The following is an 18,121-nucleotide window of genomic DNA, read 5'->3' on the forward strand; positions in this document are numbered from 1 at the left end:
ACGAAAACAGTTTTATAGAGCTCAATACATCACTATTAATAAATCCTTAAAAGTGTGTTTATTATTTGATTTTGTTTGATTTATAGTCAAAGATAGAAGGAACAATTAATAACGAGGTCAAAGGAATGAAAATAACCTACCTGCTCTACAGCATTTTTTATTTAAGCATTTGTTTTCTTTTCTATTTTGAACAGCTCTCCACCATTGCTGCAGCAATTATAGTGCTTTTATCTGCAATTTTTTATATAAAACCAGCAAAATCTGAATCAGCAAATAAAAATTCGTCACTAGGTGCCGTGCAGTCGTTCAATAACAAAATTGCACAAAACATTACCAAAGCCACCTCAAAAAATGCCATAGGCGCAGCTGAAGTGTCATTTTATGTTGATAGCTTATCTAAAGAAATAGACGCTTGTTATAACGAGAGTGAAACTGTCGGGCGTGCCACACACGAGCTTTCACAAAATAGTACTGAACTCAGTGACAGCATGACCACTATTAATCAAGCAATGGTACAAACAGCGCAAGCCTCAAGCTCTGCCGATAGCCGCTTACAAACGGCCACCAGCCAAATTGATTCGTTATCAGGCTCTATAGATAAAGTGGCCCAGCAATTAGATTTATTATTAAAAAGTGCCAGTGATATACAAAGCATTACCCAAGTTATTCAAAATATTGCAGAGCAAACCAATCTACTTGCTTTAAATGCAGCCATAGAGGCCGCTCGTGCAGGTGAGCAAGGTCGTGGTTTTGCGGTTGTTGCCGACGAAGTGCGTAACCTTGCAAATAAAACCAATGAAGCAACCAAACAAATTGCAGACATGCTCACAGACATTAACGCCAACAGTATAAAAACCAATGAAGATATGAAGCAGGTTTCACAGCAAAGTATTTCTGTAAAATCAGAGCTAGAAAACGTGACGCAATCCTTTTTAACGATTAACCAAGATATTGGTGCCTCATCTACCGCGCTTGATAGTATGCATCAGTCTGTTTCTGCATTTCAGCATGCAACCACACAAATAAATAGCTCAGTCACTAGTATTAGTAGTTTATTGGGCGAAGTTACTAAAAAAGGCAGTACAATTTCTCAGCAAGCGTCTTCTTTATCGCTGGGATCAGAATCAATATTTAGAGAGCTTGAAAACATAGAGTATGACGCATTCTTTAAACCAATTCTGACATCAGCTAAACACGCCAGTAAAGCAATTGGCGAATGTTTTGAGACTTGGATCCAAAGCGGAAAAATAACCCAGCAACAACTTTTTTCGCAAAACTATAAACCCATCGAAAATACCAATCCAACCAAGTACACAACCGATTACGATAAACTTACAGATCAATCACTGCCGGCTATTCAAGAACCAATACTGGAAAATAAAGACATAATTTTTGCAGGAGCCGTTGATACTAAGGGCTACTTTCCTACTCATAACAAACGCTATAGCCAAGCCCTAACCGGTAACTTTGAAAAAGATTTAGTAAACAACCGTACTAAACGTATTTTTAATGACCCGACAGGAATTCGCTGTGGTAGCCACACCGAAAGCTTTTTATTACAAACCTATAAACGTGATACCGGTGAAATACTGCATGACCTCTCGGTGCCAATTTATGTAAACGGTAAACATTGGGGCGGGTTTAGAATTGGGTTTAAAAGTACACATCATTAATTAATATAAAAAGGGAGACACATGGTCTCCCTTTTTATATGTGATGTGTTTATTTTTTAGAAAACAGCATACGTTTAAAGGTGTTATCAGCCAAAATGTAATGATGAAATAATGCAGCCGCCGCATGTAAGCCTATTACGTAATAACCAACTTCGCCCGCTGTTTCGTGTATTTCTTTAATGGTTTTACCCAGCTCTTTGTTTTCACTTACCAATGGAGGCAGCTCTAAACCAAAAAATGGCACAGGTTTACCTGCCATACTTAATATTAACCAACCCGCAATTGGCATAGCAAACATAAACACATACAGCGCAAGGTGTACAAATTTAGCTAACTTATCTTGCCATTTTACAGGCTCAGGTTGTATAGCAGGTGCTGCACCACCCACTACACGCGCAACTACCCTCACGCTTACTAAAGCTAAAACCGATAAACCCAACATAAAGTGCCACATTTTAAAGGCATCACGGGTTTCAGTGCCTTTATCAAATAATTCACGTAACTCTATACTGCCGTAAACAGTGACAATTAAAATAAACATAAGCCAGTGTAAGGCTATAGAGAGTGTACTGTAATGAGTCGTTGTGTTTTTAAAATTCATAAGGCCTCTTTTAGTGAAGAAACGCATTGAGTAATGTGCTCACTTTATGCGTTATGACTACATGTTTACACGTTAACCTTTACTCACTCACACTTTAATGATCTGAAACATGAAATTAGTTATTAACTCAGATGAATGGTTTAAAGGTTTTAATTACAATAACTGTGCAAACTTAAAATAAACTTAAATAGTAGGCAAAAAACGGCAACTTTACGTTACCGTTTTAAACAATTAACGTGTTTTAAAAATAACAAACGGCAGCAAATGAAAGAGTATCGAGAACAACGAGTGATTTAGACTAGCCAAAGCTTGAAGAATTGGCTCTTATGATGTCTAAAGTCAAGATTTGACCCCATTGGTTTTTATTGAAATTTCACCAAACTAGGAATCTTCCTTGCAACATAACGCCGCGCTCTGCGGAAAATTTGTCCGACAGCAGCGCTTTGTTAAATGCTTGATATCAGGAGTTTGAGATCAAACCCATTAAACTTATGATTTGGCCAATGCTCTACAACCAAGGCAATTGTCTTATCCTCAACTTTCTCAGAATATGAATTACAACCTGAAATAGCACTTTTCATACCATCGGATAAAGGTAGGTTTAAGCTAGAGATACTCAAAGCTTCTGCCATAGCCTCTAACTTTTCGCATGCCTGATGGGTTCTGGAAGCATCATTCACGTTTACTTTAAGCTTCAGTACTTTTGCAACGTCTTCAGAACCTTCAACATAATAAGCGATATTGTCCGGGATAATACCATCGCTAAATTCTTCCATTGAGGATGATGCAAGCCATTCTTCTTCGAAAGATTTATTATAGAATCCGGTGCTCAGCCCTTCGTTTACGAGAAATTCTTTAGCTTTGTAAGGGCTCCAACCTTGCTCTTTTGGCACTTCCTTTGGATTTTTCTCAGAATATCTCACTTTAAATATATATTTAAAGGTATCAATCAGATCCGAGTGTGACTCTATGTTTGCTTTGGCGACTTGAAATGACCATCGCTCAAGCAGACTGAGCCGAACATTAAACAATATAAATGCATAGAGTTTAGCTGCATATCTATGGAACCGGCTTTGTATTGAATACCTTAGACGAACAAAGACCTGCTCATATGTTGAATAAACCAACATAAAGAAAACGAATGGTAAGTAACAGAGAGTCAGCAATGGTGAAACAAAGAAGTCGTACGCAGTTTTCTCTTTCCCAAATTCACCAAAATTAGTTATTAACATGTACAAAGTGTAAACGATTAAGACTACCCCGAAAGAAGATAGGCAATATTCTAGAAACACCTTTACCTGATGATGTCTTCTGTCGGTTTCAGCAATAGCAAGCATGGCTCCCAATAATGCTAAAACAGGAACTAGAAGAACCTCGACCCAAAGAGTGAAAGTATATACACCAACGACAAATTGAAGAATCGCTAGTAGTTTCAAGTTATCTATAACTGAATGCTTGAAAAAATGCTTATCCTTTTTGATTTTTTCAAGCTTAAATAGCGAGATGAAACCAACAGAAACGCACCAAAAAACAGTATTTTTTAGCTGTTCAAAATTCCATAGCCCCAAATCAGAAAGCCAGTAAATGACAATTGCCATGTAAGCAACCATCAAACAAAGGACGGACATTATTTGTCGAACAAATAAAGCTGCCATGACGCCTTTTAAGGCGTTTCTGACCTCTGCCATTTTCGAAGAAGAAAAAATGTAAATCGAAATTGCCAGAAGCCATAACGCAATTGCAATTTCTCGATTATTTAGAATATCCACGAGCTTCCTTGGGCATTTAACGCACGCCTAAACGGCGAGCAACTTGTTGCGAGTCCAGCGGCCGCAGGCCGCGATGTTTAAGGCGCTTGTTAGCTGCCTTAAAGTATGCCGAGTACATTAAAAGCAACAGTTTTAGAATAAATCATACTCAAGAAACCACTTGGCTGTGAATCCACAAACAACAATTACTGAACCGAATAACGATGCTTTATTGCTATCTCTATAAGTACCAAATGCCATTAATGAAAACCCTATAGCTAATGCTAGATATCCAATTTTCTGACCGTAAAAAATGAAATCAATAATGTTGATAATACTGAGAGTTACAGCCACAACTAAAAATAATTTGCTATCCCTTTTCATTCTGAATTTGCCTCCAAGCTTGAATTGTCGTAAAGCTAACGCTTTGCCAAGGGGCAAATGCGAACGTTGTTGGGCGAAGCCCAGTGAGTATTTGTCCCAGCCGCGCTTTTTGCGGCGAACTTAGGCAACTTGTTATATGCCTTTACAAAAACTTCCACCACTTCTGTTGTGAAGCAAAATTTAAATTTTTTGCGTTGTCATAACACATGCCGCAAAGCAAACGAATATGAGCTAGTTCTTCGATTTCCTCACTCCAATCGCCGCCATTTACTTTTAACCTTTCTTCGCATTCAGAACACCATGCATCTGGTCTTGGATTTTCAGAATCATTTGCCCACCAAAAACCACGAGGAGTTACGTCGTGAAGTGACTCAACAATGTGATTACAAACAAATGTCGCCTGCTGTTTTCCGTGTTCACAACAGTCAACTTGCTTCTCGTTTGTCACGATACTTTCCTTGGCATATAACGCCTTGCTTACCGGCCCAACGGAGCAGAGCAAGCTTGTGGTAAAGTTTGCGCAGCAAACCACAAGCTTGCGACGCGTAGTTGGGTCCGAGTACAGCAAATTGTTATGTGCTTACTGCGAGCCATGCATCATAGCCTCGTATATTTCGACAAGCCTTTCTTTAGTGATACCTTCGCGCTGGTCGACGGAAAGAGGATGATCAGTTGGCTCTAATTCGATATACGGTCGAATCCCATTGTCTCGCAAATGCACTTTAGTTTTTAAATTTACACAGGACACATCGTAAACCTTGAAGTCGCCGCAGTGCCAGCCAAAGAATGGGCCAATATGTGAGCGTTTTTCTTGACTGAAATATTCAATGAATTTAAGAAAACTTTCCTCGCTCAGTGATACCCATGTACCCCAAACAAAAGGATCATCATATCCTTGGACTGGAATTTCTATACAGCCACGAACATAAAAATCCTTGCCATCTATAACGCAGTCATCCGACCCGAGATCAACTCTTTCATCGCGTTCCTCTTCGGGAATTTGCAATACAGTTATCGGATAATTCGCCCCAAATGTCGGAATGCCCTTATGAGTTTCTCCACAACAAGAGCATTTAAATTCAAATTCGCTCATAGTTCTCCGCACACATAACGCCCTAATAACGGGCAAATAATAGTTGGTTAGAATAAGCGACGCAGGAGCAAAACCAACTGTTATTTGTCCCTTTTTTATTTGCTTGTTATATTGCTTTTTTAGCCAAGCCTTGGTTGATTTTATGTTGCATATAAATAACATGAAAAATTGATGTAATAAAAGGATTTAACCAAAGGTTGTCACCTTTATTAGAGCCCGCTATTATATTAATACGATTACGAACCATGACAATCCAAGTTACATCGAAAGCACTAGATATAGCATGAATACCAATTGAGCTTTTTAGAATCGTAAGATCATGATAATTAGCTAAACCATAAATTAAACTACCTAATGAAATAACGAATAAAACAATGGTTGTTGTAATAAATAAGTTAGATATTTTAAGTTCGGTATGTTGATTGATTTGGCTTGTAAAACGATATAGCTTATAAATTAAATACGAGCCTATAGTTAGCACACATAAAACGAGAGTCTTAAGTACTGAGTCAGTTTCAAATATATCCGAAAATCCTTTTTTCATTTATTCTCCAGAGCTGAAAGTAGACTGGGTCTATGTAGCAATATAACGCCCGGCTAAGGGGTTGACAACGCACCGCTGAACTTAAAAAAAACACTGTAAACACTGTAAACACTGAACTTCAATTTTGCACTAAAGTCGCCACGCGTTGGCAATCCCTCTTGAGCCGTTTGTTATAAGTAATTTACGGAATACTTTGTTTGAATGTAATCATTAGGAAACACTGTTGTTGAAGCTTCTCGCAACTGAATAGCTTTTTCCAATTTACCAAAAAGTGGAATACCTCCACCTAGGATCACAGGAACTCTTGTTATTGTGACTTCATTGATCAGTTGTTGATTTAAAAATGAGGTAATTGTAGAGCCACCATCAATATAAGCGTGCTTATAACCATCTTGATCAAGTTTACGCACTAAATCAGATAGGCCTCCAGAGTACATTTCAACTTTACCTGAAAGGTTTTCAGGCGCTGCTTTAAGTGTATTACTCAAGACATAAATTTTTATATCACCATAAGGCCACTGTTCAGAGGTAAGATTAAAACTAGAGATCGTTTCCATACATTTTCGCCCCATGACCATACAATCAACCGAGCTTACATAATCAGCAAAGCCCATATCTGGATTTTCACTCATATCAGCACCTTGGTTGCCTGATACATGAAGCCAATCCAAACCGCCATTTACATCTGCGATGTAACCGTCTGTACTGGCTGCAATAAACACTGAACACTTCATCTTTTAGTTCCTAGCTCCGAAACTGACAATTACTTATAACGCTTTGCTAAGCGGCTAAAAATTGTTGGCTAAAATAGCGAGGAACGAGCAAAAGCCAACTGTTTTTTGTCCGTTTAAGCAACTTGTTATATTTATTATTTAGCCACTTTATTAGCTCGAACTAAATAAGACAATGCTGCAGCGTAGCTGCCAAAAAACACTATAAAAGCTAAACCTACAATAACTTGACCCAGCAAATTGTTACCTAAGCCTGACAGAAAAATAATATAAATAGACGGTGGAAATGAAATAACTGAGAAATGAGTTTTTTTTTCTGAGTTAATGAATAAACCTGAAACTACAGGTACGAATTGAATAATTATTGGTATAAGCATTAAACCAACAATAAAAATATCTAACTTTAAATTACCACTCACGACAACTTCCTAATTTGAAATAAATATAACAGCTTATTGAACACCACTTTGGGGGGTTATAAAACCCCAAAACGGCGTATATTACATGGCTCAATAATTCCACTAAATAACTTCAATGTAAACAAGTTATTACGCAAGTTATAAAATTATCGTTTTTAAAATACACCAAAACGACTTTTAATAATGTTATTGGACAAAACACCATTAACTGTCTATATATACAGTATTCTTTTTTAAGTTAAATATCGTTTATGAAATCTCTGTTTCTAACCATGATTAAAGACCAAATGTATAGCAAACGGTATGCAAAGAGCACTATTGAAGCTTATCTTTTTTGGATAGCTGGCTATATCCGCTTTAATAATATGCAACACCCAAGCTCTATGGGAGACACCCAAGTGGAATTATATTTAAACCATTTAGTAAATTCGCAAAATGTAGCGCAAGGCACCCAAGCTCAGGCATTAAATGCGTTAAGTTTCTTATGTAAAGAAATAATTAAGAGCCCCCTCTCATTATCTTTAAATTTTGTAAAAAGTGAACGCCCAAGAAAATTACCCGTTGTGCTTACTCAGAAAGAGGTTTCAGCGCTATTTAAACACTGTATTGCAAAGCATTATTTAGCATGTGCACTTCTTTATGGTAGTGGTATGCGATTAATGGAAGTACTGCGTCTAAGGGTACACGATATTGACTTTGACTATAACTGCATTCGAATTTGGGATGGTAAAGGAGGCAAAAACCGTGTTGTAACGCTTGCCGTAGAACTCATACCGCAATTACGTTCTCAAATACAATTAGTTTATAGTTACCTACAATTAGATCTTAGAAACCCTTTGTATAGCGGTGCGTACATGCCGCATTTGTTACGTAAAAAATACCCAAACCATAATAAGCAGCTGGGCTGGCAATATTTATTTTCATCTTATAAATTAAGTATTGATCCTGAGAGTAAGCAATTAAGGCGCCATCATATTGATGAAAAGCAAGTACAACGCGCGGTTAAAAAAGCTGCTTTCGATGCAAACATTAACAAACACGTTACCCCACATACTTTGCGCCACTCTTTCGCTACGCATCTACTGCAAAGCGGCGCTGATATCCGCACAGTTCAAACACAACTAGGCCACTGTGACGTGCGTACCACACAAATATATACCCATGTTTTGCAACAAGGTGCAAACGGTGTTATCAGCCCTTTTTCAAGATTATAAACTCTCCGATTTAAAACAAAAAAGCACAGCTCAAAGAGCTGTGCTTTCAATAATTAAATTAGATCTAACAAAGTTATAAACGTATGCCGCCGTCTATCTCTACTACTCGACCAGTAAAAAAGTCGTTTTCGATAATATACTGAGCAGTATGGGCTATTTCAGCGGTTTCACCTAAGCGCCCTACGGGCGTTACAGCAAGCATGCGTTGTTTTGCTTCGGGCTTCATTACATCGGTCATTGCGGTGCTAATAACACCTGGGGCAATGGCACCAACGCGTATACCAAAACGGCCAAGCTCTTTAGCCCATGTAGTGGTTAGTGCCACAACACCGGCTTTTGAAGCAGCATAGTTAGTTTGGCCAATATTACCCGCACGCGCTACGCTCGACATATTTACAATTACGCCGCCTTTGCCTGATTCAATCATGTGGCTAGCCGCTTCGCGCCCTGCTAAAAATACGCCTGTTAGGTTAACGTCAATCACTGATTGAAATTGATCAAGCGACATTTTTTTAACCACTTTGCCGTCTTTGGCTTTTATAAACATACCATCGCGTAAAATGCCGGCGTTATTAATTAATACCCCAATGTGACCAAAGTCACTGTTAATGGTATTAAAAACGTCTTCAATTTCGCTCTCAACGGTTACATTGGCGCTGTAGCCTTTAATAGTGCCTGTTACGCCAGCTAATGCAGATAGCTGCTCGGTTGCTTCATTTAACTGGGCTTGCGCCATATCAATTAAGGCAATATTAGCGCCCATTAAGGCAAACTTTTGCGCCATTGCAAAACCTAAGCCTTGTGCGCCACCGGTAATAACTACGGTATTATTTTTTATTTCCACGATACTTTCCTACTTCGAAAACAATTTAAAAATGGCACTAAAATCATCACTGCCTGCACCTTGATGCTGCATCATAGTGTATAAATTTTTAGCCATTGAGCCCATTGGAGTCAGTGAATTACTTTGTTGCGCTGCTTCCATAGCAAGGCCTAAGTCTTTAGCCATTAAATCGACCATAAAGCCAGGTTTATAATTATTACTAGCTGGTGCGGTTTCCATAACGCCTGGGCAGGGGTTATAAAGTTCTAACGTCCAGTTTCGACCCGAGCTTGCGCTCATTATGTCGCTGAGTACTTTTGCGTCGAGGCCGTTATTAATGCCCATTTGAATGGCTTCACTGGTGCCTGCCATTAAAATACTCAACAGCATATTGTTACATATTTTGGCAACTTGCCCTGCACCAATATCACCAGCATGGAATATGTTTTTACCCATATCGACTAATACAGAATTGGCTTTATCGAATGCAGCTTGCTCACCACCAACGATAAACGTAAGCGTTCCTGCTGTTGCACCTGCTACACCACCCGATACCGGGGCATCAACAAACGCAATACCTTGCTCACTTAGGGCATGGCCAACGTCACGTGCTGATTGTGCATCTATAGTTGAACAATCAATCACTAAGGTACTTTTACTCAGTACTTTAATTAAACCCGATTGCTCGTCTGTGCCTAAATAAAGTGATTTAACATGTTTGCTTGCCGGTAGCATGCTAATTAGCACATCAGCCTCGTGAGCACAGTCACTGGCGCTTTGCGCCGCACTAGCCCCATGATTCACAAGCTCTTTAACGGCCTCTGCACTTAAGTCAAACACGCGCACACTGTGGCCTGCTTTAACTAAGTTTGCTGCCATTGGGCCGCCCATGTTTCCTAAACCAATAAATCCTATATTAAGTTTACTCATCGCTTTACCCTTGTAAATTTAGTTGTGAAAAGTACGGCTCTAGCGGATGTTGCTCGCCAAAGCGGTTTGCAAAAAAGCTCTCTACCACTTCTTTTGGTACATCAGCTAACGATTTAAACTGCCACTGTGGCGTACCGTCTTTATCGATTAGTAATGCACGAACACCTTCTTGAAACTCGCCCACTTCACCGGCACGAACCGACATGCCCAATTCCATTTTAAAACACTCAGCTAAGTTTTTACCTTTGCTATGTTTGAGCTGCTCACTTACTAAGGCACAACTTAATGGGCAACCATGCGCCAACGATTTTTGTGCGCGTTGTAGCCATTTATCATCAGTGTTTAGATTTAAAATGTAATCTACATGCTGCTGTAACGTGTCAAACTCGCCTAGCTTTTGAATCAAGCTTAAGTTTGCTTTTAAATTGCCTTTTGGCATACGGCTAGAGTTGTTATCTAACTCAATAAGCAAGGTACTTAGCTTGTCGTGATTTAAACTTGCTGTTTTACCCCATTTAGTATTGAGTAATGCTTCAACAAGCTCTGGGTACTTATCGGCATTAACAAAGTGATCGGCAAGCGATACAAGCTTGGCATCTTCACAATTAATTGAAGCCGATGTTAATCCTAAAAACAAACCAACATGGGCGGGCATTTTATGTAAAAAATAACTGCCGCCTACATCTGGGTATAAACCAATAGTTTGCTCAGGCATAGCAATGCGTGATGTTTCCGTAACCACACGGTGGCTAGCACCGGCCATTAAACCCAAACCGCCGCCCATTACAATCCCGTTACCCCACACTAAAATGGGTTTGTTGTAACAGTGAATTAGGTAATCGAGCTGATACTCTTGAGTAAAAAATTCTTCAACCAGTGAGCTCGGTTTTCCCTCACTCATTGCTTTGTGTAAGCTCACTACATCGCCACCAGCACAAAATGCTTTTTCACCAGCGCCTTTAAGAACCACTAATGCAATGTTATCGTCTTTGTCCCATTGCTGTAGTTGCGGCTCGAGTAAGCTGATCATTTCAAAATTAAGGGCATTTAACGATTTAGGCGCATTTAAGGTTGCAAAACCAATGAGTCGGCCATTGTCTGTGGTTGCCGTTTCAAATACCACGGCAGCATCAGCTGAATTTAAACGAGTAAGTTCGGTCATTAGCCATTCACCCAAATAGCTTTACGTTTTTCTAAAAAGGCGTTCACGCCCTCTTGCTGATCTTCGGTATCAAATAAACCAACAAACAGTTCACGCTCCAGTGGCAATGTATTCGCCATTGGTTGATGACGCCCTTTTTGAATCAAGGTTTTACATGCAGCAACCGACGATGGACTTTGCTCTGCTACTTGGTTTGCCAGTTTTAATGCTGCGGCAAAGCTTTCACCCTGTGCAACCACTTCTTCTACTAAACCAATTTGCAGGGCTTTATCGGCTTTTAAGCGCTCACCGCATAAAATCATGCGTTTTGCCCAGCCTTCACCTACGAGCCATGCTAAGTTTTGCGTTCCACCAGCACACGGTAATAAACCCACTTTTGCTTCAGGTAACGCCATTTGTGCTTGCTCTTCTGCAATACGAATGTCGCAAGCAAGCGCTACTTCAAGGCCGCCACCCATTGCATAGCCATTAATGGCTGCAACCGACACACCTCTAAAATTAGTTAGCGCTTCAAACGCTTCACCAAATACACGTGACATATCTGCAGCTACACCTTTATCGCCACTGGCAAATACATTGAGGTCGGCACCGGCGCTAAAAAACTTCTCGCCTTCACCAGTCAGTACTAACGCATAAATATTTTTATTGGTATTTAATTGGTTAACCGTGTCTTTAAGCGCCACTAAGGTGTCTTTCGTCCAGGTATTCGCTGGCGGATTCGACATGGTTAAAATAGCAACATGACCTTCAATAGTTAATTCAATGCTAGGATTTGACATACTAATCTCCTTATAAAACTTCGCTGGCTGATTCGGCTAAAATACGACGCGCAATAATCACACGCATAATTTCGTTAGTGCCCTCAAGAATTTGATGAACACGTACATCTCTAACATGGCGCTCAAGCGGGTATTCTTTTATGTAACCGTAGCCACCGTGAATTTGCAGCGCGTCATTACAAACAGTAAAACCTACATCGGTTGCAAAGCGTTTAGCCATAGCACAATAAGTGGTTTTTTCACTGTCGTTAGTATCGAGTTTAAACGCCGCTAAGCGCACCATTTGGCGTGCTGCTACAAGCTCGGTATTCATATCGGCAATTTTAAACTGTAGCGCTTGAAACGCAGCCAATGGCTTACCAAATTGGGTACGCTCTTTTAAATACTCACGTGCGGTATTAAGTGCCGCTTGTGCTGTACCAATAGAGCAAGTGGCAATATTAATACGGCCGCCGTCTAAACCTTGCATTGCAAATTTAAAGCCTTCACCTTCTTGGCCTAATAAGTTTGCGGCTGGAATACGCACATCTTCAAAGCTAATTAAACGTGTGGGCTGTGCATTCCACCCCATTTTTTCTTCTGCTTTACCGTATTCAACGCCTTGTGCATCTGCAGGTACAACAAAAGCCGAAATACCACCAGGGCCGTCGGCTCCCGTACGCGCCATTACCACTAATATTTCGGTTTCACCAGCGCCTGAAATAAACATTTTTGAGCCGTTAATAACATACTCATCACCGTCACGCACTGCTTTAGTTTTTAATGAAGCAGCATCAGAACCCGAACCAGGCTCAGTTAAACAGTACGATGCAAGTAATTCACCCATTACCAATTGCTCAACGTATTTGTCTTTTACTGCATCGGTACCAAAGCTTGCGATCATCCAGGTTGCCATATTATGAATAGTTAACATGGCCGTTGTTGCCGTACAGCCCATCGCCAGCTGTTCAAAAATAATGCTTGAATCTAAGCGAGATAAACCTAAGCCACCGGCTTCTTCTGGGGTGTATAAACCACAAAAACCTAGCTCACCAGCGGCTTTAATTGTGTCTTTAGGAAAAATATGTTCGCGATCCCACTTGGCAGCGTGTGGTGCTAGTTCAGACTCTGCAAATTGGCGAGCGGTTTGCGCAAAGGCTTGTTGATCTTCAGATAAGTTAAAGTCCATGGTAGACCTCTTTAAGTGTGTTTTGTTTGTTGTCAAAGCATCCCATAACGGGAGTAATTAGTGAGGAGCGACAACACTGTGTGTTGTGCCCCTCTTTTTTATTAATTATTCAGTGCAATATTATTTAAGATTAATACTCATGTTTGGACCTGAGGCAATGTCATCCTCAAACCAACGAGAGGTAATCGTTTTAGTTTCTGTGTAAAAACGAATACCTTGTTTACCATAGGTGTGAGTATCGCCGTAGAATGAGCCTTTCCAACCCGTGAACGAGAAAAATGGCAGTGGCACAGGAATAGGCACATTAATACCCACTTGACCTACTTCAATTTCGTGTTGGAATTTACGCGCAGCTGCACCACTTGAGGTAAATAATGAGGTACCGTTACCGTAAGGGCTTTCGTTAATAAGGGCGATGGCTTCTTCAAGCGTATCTACAAACATACACGCCAGTACTGGGCCAAAAATCTCTTCTTTGTACAAGTTCATCTCTTTGGTTACATCAGTAAATAACGTTGGGCCTACCCAGTTACCTTGCTCAAACCCTTCAACAGTAAAATCAGAGCCATCAATTAAACAGGTTGCGCCTTGCGCTTTACCATCGGCAATCAATGATAAAATACGCGCTTTTGCAGCTGGTGATGTTTGCGGACCATATGCAGCGTCTGCATCATCCCATACACCTGGGCGTACACCTTCAAAGCCAGCTTTAATTTCATCAACCCAGTCTTTTGCTTGGCCAACAAATACCGCCACTGAAATACCCATACAACGCTGGCCTGCCGCACCAACCGATGCGCCTACTAAGTTATTAACTACGTGAGACTTGCTTGCATCAGGCATAATTACCATGTGGTTTTTAGCGCCCACGCAGGCTTGCACACGTTTTAGATGTTGTGTGCCTTTAGAATAAATGTATGCACCCACACCACACGAGCCAACAAACGAAATAGCGCGAACCGCTTTGTCTTCTAATAAGCGGTCTACTTGTGGTTTTGTACCGTGCACAACTTGTAACACGCCTTTAGGTGCACCGGCTTCAATAAATAGCTCAGCTAAGCGCATAGGCGTAAGTGGGTCTTGCTCAGACGGTTTTAAAATAAAGGTGTTACCACACACAATTGCCAGTGGGAACATCCAAAGTGGGATCATGGCCGGAAAATTAAATGGGGTAATACCTGCACATACACCCAGTGGCTGCATATATGAATAGGTATCGATTTTACGCGCTACGTTTTCCATCGTCTCGCCCATCATTAATGATGGTGCATTAGCAGCTTGCTCGACTACTTCAATACCACGCCACACATCGCCTTTTGCATCTTCAAATGTTTTACCTAATTCATGACAAATAATAGTGGCTAGTTCGTCATGGTTTTCTTTTAACAGCGCCGCGTATTTCATCATAATGCGCGCACGTTCTGTAATTGGTACGTCTTTCCACGTTTTAAACGTTTCGCTGGCAGAGGCAATAGCCGCGTCCATTTCAGCGTCTGTAGCACAAGGTACTTGCGCTAACACTTCTTGATTAGCTGGGTTTACAACATCTATCAATTTATTTGACGTTGATTGAACGAACTCGCCGTTAATAAGTAAGGGTACTTGGTGCATAATAAATCCTATTGAGTCAATTTAAGTGCCGCAGCGCTTTGATTTTTATAGTTACTGCGGCTTTGTTATTCGTTAAAGTGCTTCTATGGCCATAGCAACGGCTTCACCGCCACCAATACATAAAGAAGCAACACCCTTTTTAAGTCCACGATTTTTAAGCGCATGAATAAGTGTTACTAAAATACGCGCACCGCTGGCACCAATTGGGTGGCCTAAAGCACACGCTCCACCATTCACATTTACTTTGTTCTCGTCAAGCTTTAACTCGTTAATAGCTAGCATGGTAACCATGGCAAACGCTTCGTTAATTTCCCATAGGTCAACATCTGCGGTTGTCCACCCTGCTTTTTCAAGTACGCTGTTCATTGCACCAACAGGCGCTACGGTAAATTCACTGGGTTTTTGAGAATGCGTGCTGTGAGCAACAATTTTGCACAGTGGTGTTAAACCCTCTGCTTTTGCTTTTGATTCGCTCATTAAAATCAGTGCTGCGCCACCATCTGAAATAGACGATGAGTTTGCCGCAGTAATGGTGCCGTCTTTTTTAAATGCAGCTCTTAAGCTTGGAATTTTTTCAGGTCGTGCGTTGCCAGGTTGCTCATCGATTGAAACGGTGATGTCACCCTTACGCGTTTTTATAGTGTGCGGAGTAATCTCGTTCTCAAAGCTACCATTTTCAATTGCAGCTTTTGCTTTAGTCAGTGAGCTTAATGCAAAATTATCCATTTGCTCACGACCAATACCGTATTCATCGGCTGTGTCTTGAGCAAAACAACCCATTGCTTTATTGTCGTAAGCATCTTCAAGGCCATCGCTCATCATATGATCTTTTATTTCACCATGTCCCATACGCATACCGCTACGGGCTTTAGGAATAAAGTAAGGCGCATTGGTCATGCTTTCCATACCACCAGCGATTGCTGATTCAATAGAACCCGCCTTAATTAAATCATTCGCTAACATCGCTGCTTTTAAACCCGAGCCACATACTTTATTAATAGTGGTAGCACCGGTGCTAAGTGCAAGCCCCGCTTTAAGCATAGCCTGACGTGCAGGCGCTTGGCCTAAACCGGCTGGTAATACACAGCCCATAATCACTTCATCAATTGCATCATTGCTTAAACCCGTTTGAGCAAGTGCACCTGCGATTGCCGTAGCACCAAGCTCGGTAGACTGCGCATCACTTAGTGCGCCCATAAATCCACCCATTGGGGTGCGTTTTGCTGCTACAATTACAACGCTTTCAAAAGACATAAAAAGGCTCCATTTTCAATTACCGCAAACATGTTTTATTATGTTTAGCTTAATGTTTAAACTAATCTGATAAATACGAGCATACATAAAATTTACGTTTACGCCAACGTAAATCTAAAATCAACTTTCTAATTAGTGTAAAAACTGTAAAGCAAGCTTGCTAAAAATGTATTACAACCTCCTCAAATGGCTTATAACGTTTATAAACACTCAACTTCTAGTGTAAATCCGCATTTATTTTGTACGTCTAAAGTATAACAACCAGATCGCACTTTACCTTTACGTAAACTTCACTTATATTGGTGATATTCGAATGAGGTAAACATTACAATGAAATCAGATAATCAAACAAACTTTGCAAATTCAGCCAATGAGCCGGCTAAGAACGAACAGACTTTTAGTATCAGCGAATTAGCGAAAGAATTTGATATTACCACTCGCTCTATTCGCTTTTACGAAGACCAAGGGCTTATATCACCAGAGCGCAACGGCCAAACTCGTATTTACTCAAAGCGCGATAAAGTACGCCTTAAGTTAATACTTCGTGGTAAACGTTTAGGGTTTACCTTGGCTGAAACCGGTCGTTTGTTTGAACTTTATGATGCAGACAAATCAAGCGCTAAACAGTTAGTTACTATGCTTGACCTCATCAGTGAAAAAAAGGCCGACCTATCTCAACAAATGGACGACATTAAAGTTGTACTAATGGAGTTGGTTACCGCAGAACGTCGTTGTCGCGACACGCTTAGCAAAATAGATGAATAAAATATAATAAACATCATCAAACACACAGGAATGAATCATGAGCACTATTTCACTATATAAAGAAATGAATTTTGGTCTTGGCGAAACAGCGGACATGATCCGCAGTCATGTTAATAGCTTCGCAAGTCAAGAAATTGCCCCACTAGCTGAAAAAACAGACCTTGATAATGCGTTTCCCAATCAACTTTGGCCGCAAATGGGTGAAATGGGCGTTTTAGGCATGACCGTTGATGAAGAATTTGGTGGTGCGGGTTTAGGTTATTTAGAGCACGTTATTGCCATGGAAGAAATTAGCCGTGCAAGTGCCTCTATTGGCTTAAGCTACGGTGCGCATTCAAACCTGTGTGTTAATCAAATAAACCGTAATGGCTCACAAGCACAAAAAGAAAAATATTTACCTAAACTTATTAGCGGTGAACACATTGGTGCCTTGGCCATGAGTGAGCCTAACGCAGGCTCTGATGTTGTATCAATGAAACTTAAAGCCGAGAAAAAAGGCGATAAGTACATTTTAAACGGCAATAAAATGTGGATCACCAATGGCCCTGACGCTGATACTCTGGTTATTTACGCAAAAACAGATTTAAATGCCGGTGCGAAAGGTATTACCGCCTTTATTGTTGAGAAAACATTCCCGGGGTTTTCTACCGCACAAAAACTCGACAAACTCGGTATGCGCGGATCAAACACCTGTGAACTGGTCTTTGATAACTGCGAAGTACCCGAAGAAAACATTTTAGGTAACTTAAACGAAGGCGTTAAGGTACTTATGAGCGGCCTTGATTACGAGCGAGTTGTTTTAGCTGCAGGCCCGTTAGGAATTATGCAAGCATGTATGGACATTGTGGTGCCTTACATTCATGAGCGTAAGCAGTTTGACAGTCCTATTGGTCAATTTCAGTTAATTCAAGGCAAAATTGCCGATATGTATACACAAATGAATGCAGCCCGCTCTTATGTGTACACAGTAGCAAAAGCCTGTGATCGCGGCGAAACCACCCGTAAAGACGCAGCTGGCGCAATTTTATACGCTGCAGAGCTTGCAACTAAAATGGCCCTTGATGCAATCCAAATTTTAGGCGGCAATGGCTACATAAACGAATACGCAACAGGTCGCTTACTGCGTGATGCTAAACTCTACGAAATTGGCGCAGGCACTTCAGAAATACGCCGCATGTTGATTGGCCGTGAATTATTTACTGAAAGCCGTTAAGGATTAATT

19 protein-coding genes are annotated in these 18,121 nt (G+C 40.6%); 4 read left to right on the forward strand and 15 right to left on the reverse strand.

Annotation, left to right across the window (positions count from 1 at the left end; all coding sequences use genetic code 11):
* Window positions 1-125: 125 nt before the first annotated feature.
* A complete protein-coding gene (locus tag ND6B_RS09765) occupies window positions 126-1,673 on the forward strand; it encodes a methyl-accepting chemotaxis protein (RefSeq protein ID WP_033103458.1) in 1,548 nt (515 codons plus the stop codon).
* 49 nt (window positions 1,674-1,722) lie between these two features.
* Here ND6B_RS09765 and ND6B_RS09760 read toward each other — a convergent pair whose 3' ends face one another.
* The 8 genes from ND6B_RS09760 to ND6B_RS09725 all read right to left on the reverse strand — a co-directional run bounded on the left by ND6B_RS09760 (window position 1,723) and on the right by ND6B_RS09725 (window position 7,193).
* A complete protein-coding gene (locus ND6B_RS09760) occupies window positions 1,723-2,274 on the reverse strand; it encodes a cytochrome b (protein ID WP_033103459.1) in 552 nt (183 codons plus the stop codon).
* Window positions 2,275-2,720: 446 nt separating this feature from the next.
* On the reverse strand, window positions 2,721-4,043 hold the full coding sequence (locus ND6B_RS09755; protein WP_016900335.1) for a hypothetical protein: 1,323 nt from the start codon (window positions 4,041-4,043) through the stop codon (window positions 2,721-2,723).
* Between the two features lie 132 nt (window positions 4,044-4,175).
* Entirely contained in the window at window positions 4,176-4,406 is a 231-nt protein-coding gene (locus ND6B_RS09750) for a hypothetical protein (protein WP_016899952.1), read from the reverse strand.
* A 142-nt stretch (window positions 4,407-4,548) separates the two neighbouring features.
* Complete coding sequence (locus tag ND6B_RS09745) at window positions 4,549-4,854, reverse strand: hypothetical protein (RefSeq protein WP_033103460.1); 306 nt, start codon at window positions 4,852-4,854, stop codon at window positions 4,549-4,551.
* 132 nt (window positions 4,855-4,986) lie between these two features.
* The gene (locus ND6B_RS09740; protein WP_033103461.1) at window positions 4,987-5,499 is read right to left on the reverse strand and encodes a DUF2199 domain-containing protein; all 513 of its coding nucleotides are present in this window, start codon (window positions 5,497-5,499) and stop codon (window positions 4,987-4,989) included.
* Between the two features lie 106 nt (window positions 5,500-5,605).
* On the reverse strand, window positions 5,606-6,043 hold the full coding sequence (locus ND6B_RS09735; RefSeq protein ID WP_033103462.1) for a hypothetical protein: 438 nt from the start codon (window positions 6,041-6,043) through the stop codon (window positions 5,606-5,608).
* Between the two features lie 170 nt (window positions 6,044-6,213).
* Window positions 6,214-6,777, reverse strand: a complete 564-nt coding sequence (locus ND6B_RS09730) for a dihydrofolate reductase family protein (RefSeq protein WP_033103463.1) — start codon at window positions 6,775-6,777, stop codon at window positions 6,214-6,216.
* Window positions 6,778-6,911: 134 nt separating this feature from the next.
* Window positions 6,912-7,193, reverse strand: a complete 282-nt coding sequence (locus ND6B_RS09725; protein WP_033103464.1) for a hypothetical protein — start codon at window positions 7,191-7,193, stop codon at window positions 6,912-6,914.
* Between the two features lie 251 nt (window positions 7,194-7,444).
* Between ND6B_RS09725 and ND6B_RS09720 the strand changes: the two genes are divergently transcribed.
* Entirely contained in the window at window positions 7,445-8,407 is a 963-nt protein-coding gene (locus tag ND6B_RS09720) for an integron integrase (protein ID WP_033103465.1), read from the forward strand.
* Between the two features lie 73 nt (window positions 8,408-8,480).
* Here the strand turns inward: ND6B_RS09720 and ND6B_RS09715 are convergent, their stop codons facing one another.
* The 7 genes from ND6B_RS09715 to ND6B_RS09685 all read right to left on the reverse strand — a co-directional run bounded on the left by ND6B_RS09715 (window position 8,481) and on the right by ND6B_RS09685 (window position 16,134).
* On the reverse strand, window positions 8,481-9,251 hold the full coding sequence (locus ND6B_RS09715) for an SDR family oxidoreductase (RefSeq protein ID WP_016899950.1): 771 nt from the start codon (window positions 9,249-9,251) through the stop codon (window positions 8,481-8,483).
* A 9-nt stretch (window positions 9,252-9,260) separates the two neighbouring features.
* The gene (gene mmsB / locus ND6B_RS09710) at window positions 9,261-10,160 is read right to left on the reverse strand and encodes a 3-hydroxyisobutyrate dehydrogenase (RefSeq protein WP_033103466.1); all 900 of its coding nucleotides are present in this window, start codon (window positions 10,158-10,160) and stop codon (window positions 9,261-9,263) included.
* 4 nt (window positions 10,161-10,164) lie between these two features.
* Window positions 10,165-11,322, reverse strand: a complete 1,158-nt coding sequence (locus ND6B_RS09705; protein WP_033103467.1) for an enoyl-CoA hydratase/isomerase family protein — start codon at window positions 11,320-11,322, stop codon at window positions 10,165-10,167.
* Entirely contained in the window at window positions 11,322-12,101 is a 780-nt protein-coding gene (locus ND6B_RS09700; RefSeq protein ID WP_013464905.1) for an enoyl-CoA hydratase, read from the reverse strand. The genes ND6B_RS09705 and ND6B_RS09700 overlap by 1 nt, the downstream gene beginning before the upstream one ends.
* Before the next feature lie 10 nt (window positions 12,102-12,111).
* The gene (locus ND6B_RS09695; protein ID WP_033103468.1) at window positions 12,112-13,269 is read right to left on the reverse strand and encodes an acyl-CoA dehydrogenase family protein; all 1,158 of its coding nucleotides are present in this window, start codon (window positions 13,267-13,269) and stop codon (window positions 12,112-12,114) included.
* Between the two features lie 120 nt (window positions 13,270-13,389).
* Complete coding sequence (locus ND6B_RS09690) at window positions 13,390-14,880, reverse strand: CoA-acylating methylmalonate-semialdehyde dehydrogenase (protein ID WP_033103469.1); 1,491 nt, start codon at window positions 14,878-14,880, stop codon at window positions 13,390-13,392.
* 72 nt (window positions 14,881-14,952) lie between these two features.
* Window positions 14,953-16,134, reverse strand: coding sequence for a thiolase family protein (locus ND6B_RS09685; RefSeq protein ID WP_033103470.1), 1,182 nt, complete (start codon window positions 16,132-16,134; stop codon window positions 14,953-14,955).
* Window positions 16,135-16,464: 330 nt separating this feature from the next.
* Here ND6B_RS09685 and ND6B_RS09680 point away from each other — a divergent pair, with 330 nt between their 5' ends.
* Window positions 16,465-16,899 carry a MerR family transcriptional regulator gene (locus ND6B_RS09680; protein ID WP_008114692.1) on the forward strand — a complete coding sequence of 145 codons (435 nt, stop codon included), beginning with the start codon at window positions 16,465-16,467 and terminating at the stop codon, window positions 16,897-16,899.
* A 37-nt stretch (window positions 16,900-16,936) separates the two neighbouring features.
* Window positions 16,937-18,112 carry an isovaleryl-CoA dehydrogenase gene (locus ND6B_RS09675; protein ID WP_013464901.1) on the forward strand — a complete coding sequence of 392 codons (1,176 nt, stop codon included), beginning with the start codon at window positions 16,937-16,939 and terminating at the stop codon, window positions 18,110-18,112.
* Window positions 18,113-18,121 lie beyond the last annotated feature (9 nt).

Origin of the sequence: Pseudoalteromonas sp. ND6B (assembly GCF_000764215.1) — a bacterium.
GTDB classification, from domain to species: Bacteria; Pseudomonadota; Gammaproteobacteria; order Enterobacterales; family Alteromonadaceae; genus Pseudoalteromonas; species Pseudoalteromonas tetraodonis.

What these genes read in the sequence shown, in the direction of transcription:
- ND6B_RS09765 (WP_033103458.1), top strand. Translation starts at nt 126, where the DNA reads ATGAAAATAACCTACCTGCTCTACAGCATTTTTTATTTAAGCATTTGT.
- ND6B_RS09760 (WP_033103459.1), bottom strand. Translation starts at nt 2,274, where the DNA reads ATGAATTTTAAAAACACAACGACTCATTACAGTACACTCTCTATAGCC.
- ND6B_RS09750 (WP_016899952.1), bottom strand. Translation starts at nt 4,406, where the DNA reads ATGAAAAGGGATAGCAAATTATTTTTAGTTGTGGCTGTAACTCTCAGT.
- ND6B_RS09740 (WP_033103461.1), bottom strand. Translation starts at nt 5,499, where the DNA reads ATGAGCGAATTTGAATTTAAATGCTCTTGTTGTGGAGAAACTCATAAG.
- ND6B_RS09735 (WP_033103462.1), bottom strand. Translation starts at nt 6,043, where the DNA reads ATGAAAAAAGGATTTTCGGATATATTTGAAACTGACTCAGTACTTAAG.
- ND6B_RS09730 (WP_033103463.1), bottom strand. Translation starts at nt 6,777, where the DNA reads ATGAAGTGTTCAGTGTTTATTGCAGCCAGTACAGACGGTTACATCGCA.
- ND6B_RS09720 (WP_033103465.1), top strand. Translation starts at nt 7,445, where the DNA reads ATGAAATCTCTGTTTCTAACCATGATTAAAGACCAAATGTATAGCAAA.
- mmsB (WP_033103466.1), bottom strand. Translation starts at nt 10,160, where the DNA reads ATGAGTAAACTTAATATAGGATTTATTGGTTTAGGAAACATGGGCGGC.
- ND6B_RS09705 (WP_033103467.1), bottom strand. Translation starts at nt 11,322, where the DNA reads ATGACCGAACTTACTCGTTTAAATTCAGCTGATGCTGCCGTGGTATTT.
- ND6B_RS09700 (WP_013464905.1), bottom strand. Translation starts at nt 12,101, where the DNA reads ATGTCAAATCCTAGCATTGAATTAACTATTGAAGGTCATGTTGCTATT.
- ND6B_RS09695 (WP_033103468.1), bottom strand. Translation starts at nt 13,269, where the DNA reads ATGGACTTTAACTTATCTGAAGATCAACAAGCCTTTGCGCAAACCGCT.
- ND6B_RS09690 (WP_033103469.1), bottom strand. Translation starts at nt 14,880, where the DNA reads ATGCACCAAGTACCCTTACTTATTAACGGCGAGTTCGTTCAATCAACG.
- ND6B_RS09685 (WP_033103470.1), bottom strand. Translation starts at nt 16,134, where the DNA reads ATGTCTTTTGAAAGCGTTGTAATTGTAGCAGCAAAACGCACCCCAATG.
- ND6B_RS09680 (WP_008114692.1), top strand. Translation starts at nt 16,465, where the DNA reads ATGAAATCAGATAATCAAACAAACTTTGCAAATTCAGCCAATGAGCCG.
- ND6B_RS09675 (WP_013464901.1), top strand. Translation starts at nt 16,937, where the DNA reads ATGAGCACTATTTCACTATATAAAGAAATGAATTTTGGTCTTGGCGAA.